The following is a 4,488-nucleotide window of genomic DNA, read 5'->3' as shown; positions in this document are numbered from 1 at the left end:
CTAAGAAGCGCTGCAACCTGGTCCTCGCCAAGAAGCTACACACCCGGATGTGGGAGAGGATCTCGCCCAAGGCCCATGGCCGCCCAGGAGGACAGCGCCAAGACGACGGGCCTCCTAGCCGGACCATCAGTCTGGCAACCAGTGGTGCCCTTCGGTACTAGCCAACGCAGTGGCATGCGGGCCCCCGCCCACTCCTGGAATGCAGGAAGGTCAATGTGCGCGGCACTGAATCGGACCGAGTTGTCGTCGCTTCTCGGGCCTGGTCGTTTCCTTCGACTACCCGGTGCCGCACCCCTAGGGTGAGAGGACACCACCAGAGAGGATGACCATGTCACGGACCTATGTCATCACCGGAGCCGGTTCCGGGATCGGTGCCACCACTGCCACCTTGCTGCGCGAGAGCGGCGATACCGTCGTGGGCGTGGACCTGAAGAACTCCGACGTCACTGGGGACCTCGCCACCCCGACCGGGCGCCGCACGGCGGCGCAGGCCGCGATCGAGGCCGCCCACGGGCGCGTCGACGCGGTGATCGCCTGCGCCGGGATCTCCCTGCCCCAGGCGATGACCGCAGCCGTCAACTACTACGGGGCGACCCAGTTCCTGGAGGCCCTCCGCCCCACCCTGGCGCAGTCGGAGGCTCCCCGCGCGGCTGTGGTCTCCTCGATGTCCTCCCTGCAACCGAACTCCCCGCAACTCGTCGAGGCGCTGCTCACCGGCACCGAGGAAGCCGCCCTCGGGATCGCCGAACAGCTCGCGGCTGATCCGAAGACCGGCAACCTCATCTACGCCTCGAGTAAGAGGGCCCTCTCCCGCTGGGTCCGTGCCCAGTCGATCACGCCCGAGTGGGCCGGTGCGGGGATTCCGCTCAACGCCGTCGCGCCGGGCATCGTCTCCACCCCGATGACAGCGCAGCTGCTGGCCACACCCGAGTCCGTGGCTTACCTGGACACGGTGGTCCCGATGCCGCTGAACTATCATCAACCGCCCGAGTCGATCGCGAACCTGCTGATCTGGTTGACCTCCCCGCAGAACACTCACTGCGCCGGCCAGACAATCTACTGCGACGGCGGCAGCGACATCGTGCTGCGCGGGGAAGACGCCTGGAGCTGGGCCGACCCACAAGTCAACGACTACTTCGCCCAGCTCAGCCCCGGCAGCCCCAACACCAGCAAGGACACCACACCCTAGGCGCCGGTCTCACCCGTCCAATACCGCTCACCGGAGGCACCTGCAGCAGTCCCCTTCAGTGGCGGGTGGGGAGAGATCAGTCGCAGGTCCAGGTGTCGTTGTCGGGCTGGCGGTGCCATTGTTGTCGAGGCTCGTCCGATTCACGGATGGTGTCGGTGAGCCAGAGGGTGGTGTCGGGGTTCCACCCGGCGATCACGGTGGCAGTGTCGGCATCAACCGGCAGTGCGCGGGTGGCACCGCCGAGGTAGGCCAACGTCGTCAGGTGCACCGCGTCCCACTGGCCGGCGACCTGCTCCCAGTCCGGGATCACCCACCGGCCGGTCCGCCCGGTGACCCGATACCAGTCATGCCGGCGCGAAGCGGTGACTTCCAGGGGGTGGTCCCGGCACAGCTGGACCCAGTCTTCGGGGGTACGGATCTCGTAGGTGCTCCCAACACCGCGCACCGGGATCACCGTAGCCCCCTCCCACCCAAAGCTGTCCTCGATCAAATCCAGTCCGGCCGGGATCTGCCCGACACTCTGGATGAGGTCCAGGGGGATCGACCACCAGGTCCCGGAGTAATTCGCCTCCGGATTCTCCGGTCGCTCTGCGACAGCCCGGGCCTCCTCGGCCCGTTCCTCCCGGGCCCAGGCAGCCAGGATGTTCTGCGGGTCCCTGGGTAGCGGAGCGGTGTCCTCGGCCGGTCGCCAGTCGATCATCCACTGCACCGTTGGCCGCGGCATCCCCCAGCCCCGGGCTGGCGGTGAGTCCAGCACCCGTTCGGCCACCGGCCCCAGGGCGGCGTGGATGGACGAGTGGCCGGTGAGCACGTCCTCACCGTCGGGCTCCTGCCAGTACATGGCGAATGCGACCGCGTCGGCCAGGCCCGCCTGGATCTGTTCCTCCGTGATGCCCGACAGGTCCATGCCGGTCAGGACTCCGGCCAGCTGCTCGGTCGAGACCGCAGGACGTGATCCAGCGGCGGGGGCACCGCCGTCGGCGGTCAGCAGGACCCGGGAGGTGCCCTGGCCCGGATCCAACTCAAATCCGAGCCAGAACACCAGCTCGGCGACCTGCGGGCTGAGCGTCTTCGCCAGTTCCAGGCACAGGCGCCGACCGCGCGGGCCCGCCAGCAACTCCTCCACTCTGTCTTCCATGCGGCCATCCTCGCACCGGCCATCGGGCTTCACTCAGAACGGCACCCCCACCGACCGCACAGCGGCACAACCTTCCACGAGGGTCGAGTCCGCCTCGAGAGCCAGCGTGTCGGAAACGATCGTTCGCGACACGTTCCTGACGTCCACTAAAAAGTCGCATGACCCGCCGACTCACTGTGTAACGATTGCCGTGTACGCGGCAATGTAACGCGCACCCCCGTGCTGATACGTTGTAGGGATGCGAATCGGATATGGGCGGGTCTCCACCCGCGACCAGCACCCCGAGGCCCAGTACGACGCCCTGATCGCGGCAGGGTGCGAACAGGTGTTCCTCGACACCGCCTCGGGCACGCTCGCCCGCCGACCAGAACTCGACAAGGCACTGCTCTCGGCCAACCGGCCCGGGGACCAACTCGTGGTCACCAAGCTGGACCGGCTCGGACGATCCCTGGAGAACCTCATCGAGTTGTCCAAAACACTGCAAGACCGTGGTGTGGACCTGGTGGTCCTGGACCAGGGCATCGACACCTCCACCGCCCTGGGGCGAATGTTCTTCCAGATCATCGGCGCAATCGCCGAGTTCGAACACGCCCTGATGTCTGAACGCACCCGCGACGGACTCGCCGCTGCCCGCGCACGCGGGCGAACCGGCGGGCAGAAACCCAAACTCGGCCCACGCCAGGTCAAACTCGCCCGCGAAATGTATGAGGAAAAGGACGCCGAGGGCAAACGCGCCCACACCGTCGAGCAGATCGCCCGCGAATTCGGCGTCACCCGCCCCACCATCTACCGGCACCTGTCCAAGCCTTAAACGAGGAGCCCTGCACTCCGCAACGGCCATCCAAGGGCATCCATATGGCACCCCGCCATTAGGACGGACCACCAGACCGGCCTACGGGACGCTGGCCGAGGGGTGCCGACGCCGATCCACGTCAACCGAGGGCGTGTCCGCTGGGGGCTTTCTTAACGATCACCCCTACGCCCAGGGACGGCACCGCTGCCAAGCGAGCAAAGAAGACGGCCATTTAGCGGTCAAATCCACACTTCCGCCTCCCTTTTGAGAACAGGACTCCTGAGCACGAGCATGGTTCGTGCATAGGACTATTGAGCAGACAGGGTTCAGAAGTCGACGGCACTACCCGCAAAATTACCGGCCTGGGAGTGCCGTCGGGCTCTGAAACTGACAGTTCGCCAGGAGCACGACCTGACCTGGCTGGTATCCGAGATCCTCGAAGCCCACGGGTTTGTCTGTCAGGTCTCCCCGCCCGGCCCGAACGGTGGGGTGGACATCCTCGCCGGGAAGGGCCCGCTGGGCATGGGCGCTCCCATCGTGGTCGTGAAGGTCAAGTCCCAGGCCGGGCCGGTGGACACCAAGGTGGTGCGGGTCCTGCACTCCGCGTGGGAGTGGCACAAGGCCGACCAGGCACTGCTGGTGGCCCGGGGTGGAGTGAACGGGCCGGCCAAGCAGCAGATTCGCAGCGACTCGAAGTTCCGGATATGGGACGGGGCCACCCTGATGGCCGAACTGTTCTACGCCTACGATGACCTGCCACTGGAGACAAAGCGCAGGATTCCACTCACCCAGGCGTGGGTGCTCGACGAGGACGCCATCAGCTGAAGCGATGAAGACCCCGACCGGAACGGACCCGGCCGGGGTCTTTCTGCTCGAGGCGTCCCATCAGTTGCTTCTCGCAGACGCCCCCGTCATCACCCCTGTCGTCGCGGCAGGCGCACTTCGGGTCCACGCCCTTCTGGCGTGAATCGCAGAGACAAGTGGCGAAATTCCACAGGCCTAGCTGACCGATCGTGCTCAATCATGCACCCGCGAGCAACCCTCCTCAGATCGGCGACTACGACCTGCGGATGTTCACGGATCCGGAGCAGATGCCGGACGAACTCCTCCGCCTGGACGACCGCCACGGCCTCTCACGCCTGCTGGCTGGGTTCGCGAGGCCCCGTTCATCGGGACCTCACGAAAAAGCTTCTCGGACCTAGCTTTCGATCCCGATCCCCGGGCCGAGTACGCTCCCGTGGCCCCGGACGCCCGGGCTGCCATGACACCAGTACTCAAGCCCCAAGATGTTGGGGATGTTGCCACCTGAGGCGACTCTAAGTAAGTGTTGGGAAAGTGCTGGTGGCCCTTCCGGGTGCGGGGCCCTGG

At 66.4% G+C, this 4,488-nt stretch carries 4 protein-coding genes; 3 read left to right on the top strand and 1 reads right to left on the bottom strand.

The annotated features are described in order from the left end of the window. The first annotated feature begins 328 nt into the window (after positions 1 to 328). Entirely contained in the window at positions 329 to 1,189 is an 861-nt protein-coding gene (locus PLJ28_RS14990; RefSeq protein ID WP_298044578.1) for an SDR family oxidoreductase, read from the top strand. Positions 1,190 to 1,265: 76 nt separating this feature from the next. On the opposite strand, the gene PLJ28_RS14985 is transcribed toward PLJ28_RS14990, so the two are convergent. Further along, a complete protein-coding gene (locus tag PLJ28_RS14985; protein WP_298044576.1) occupies positions 1,266 to 2,327 on the bottom strand; it encodes a hypothetical protein in 1,062 nt (353 codons plus the stop codon). Positions 2,328 to 2,565: 238 nt separating this feature from the next. Between PLJ28_RS14985 and PLJ28_RS14980 the strand changes: the two genes are divergently transcribed. Further along, positions 2,566 to 3,138: a recombinase family protein gene (locus PLJ28_RS14980; protein ID WP_183528890.1), complete on the top strand. Its 573-nt coding sequence runs from the start codon at positions 2,566 to 2,568 to the stop codon at positions 3,136 to 3,138. Between the two features lie 363 nt (positions 3,139 to 3,501). After that, a complete protein-coding gene (locus PLJ28_RS14975) occupies positions 3,502 to 3,945 on the top strand; it encodes a restriction endonuclease (RefSeq protein WP_183529458.1) in 444 nt (147 codons plus the stop codon). Positions 3,946 to 4,488 lie beyond the last annotated feature (543 nt).

The sequence above is a fragment of the Citricoccus sp. genome, assembly GCF_035445025.1.
Classification (GTDB): domain Bacteria; phylum Actinomycetota; class Actinomycetes; order Actinomycetales; family Micrococcaceae; genus Citricoccus.
Note: the sequence above shows the minus strand (reverse complement) of the source record. Positions and strands in the feature narration are given on the sequence as shown.

Coding starts and splice junctions, on each gene's coding strand:
- PLJ28_RS14990 (WP_298044578.1), top strand. CDS start 329: ATGTCACGGACCTATGTCATCACCGGAGCCGGTTCCGGGATCGGTGCC.
- PLJ28_RS14985 (WP_298044576.1), bottom strand. CDS start 2,327: ATGGAAGACAGAGTGGAGGAGTTGCTGGCGGGCCCGCGCGGTCGGCGC.
- PLJ28_RS14980 (WP_183528890.1), top strand. CDS start 2,566: ATGCGAATCGGATATGGGCGGGTCTCCACCCGCGACCAGCACCCCGAG.